Below are 684 nucleotides of genomic sequence, written 5' to 3' on the forward strand. Positions count from 1 at the left end.
ATCGGCCATCCGCTAGGGTCGATGACCGTCGTCGTTCGTGCCAACCCTGGCGCTGGCGCAGAAGGCGCGACCTACGAACGGCTCGGCCTGGGCCGCACCGCACGCCGGCTCATGCACGGTATCGCCTACGTCCCCGCCTGGCGCATGCGGCCTGAAGCCTGAGGAGCACACGATGACTTCGCACTTTTCTTCCGGACGCCGGTTTCTCCTGCGCGCCAGCGTGGGCGCGGCTGCGGCTTCGCTGCCGGTCCTGCATGCCTTCGGACAGCCGAAGTCCGACGACTCGGATTTCCCAAAGCGTCCTATCCGCATCGTCGTGGGCTATCCGCCCGGCCAGACGGTCGATGTCGGGGCGCGCGCCTACGCAGGTGCGCTCCAGCAATTGCTCGGACAGCCGGTCTTCGTCGACAACAAGGCCGGCGCCAACGGCATCATCGGCGCCCAGACGGTCAAGTCCGCCGCAGCTGACGGCTACACCCTGCTGTTCGGGACCTCCGGCCAGATGACGATCAATCCGGCCATCTACGACAAGCTGCCCTATGACACCTTGAAGGATTTCGTGCCGGTGGCGCTGGGTGCCTCGGGGCGCCTTTTCCTGGTCGCCAACGCGCAGCTTCCCGTGAACACGCTGCCCGAGCTGGTCGCCTATGCGAAGGCGCACCCGAAGAAGTTGAGCTTCGGCTC

Annotated in this window: 1 protein-coding gene; it reads left to right on the forward strand. The window is 66.4% G+C overall.

Going from position 1 to position 684, the window contains the following annotated elements; genetic code table 11:
* Nucleotides 1-172 precede the first annotated feature (172 nt).
* On the forward strand, nucleotides 173-684 hold a 512-nt coding region (locus ACSFA3_RS25290), incomplete at its 3' end, for a Bug family tripartite tricarboxylate transporter substrate binding protein (protein ID WP_435508083.1).

This window comes from Variovorax glucosi (genome assembly GCF_051216695.1).
GTDB lineage: Bacteria > Pseudomonadota > Gammaproteobacteria > Burkholderiales > Burkholderiaceae_C > Variovorax.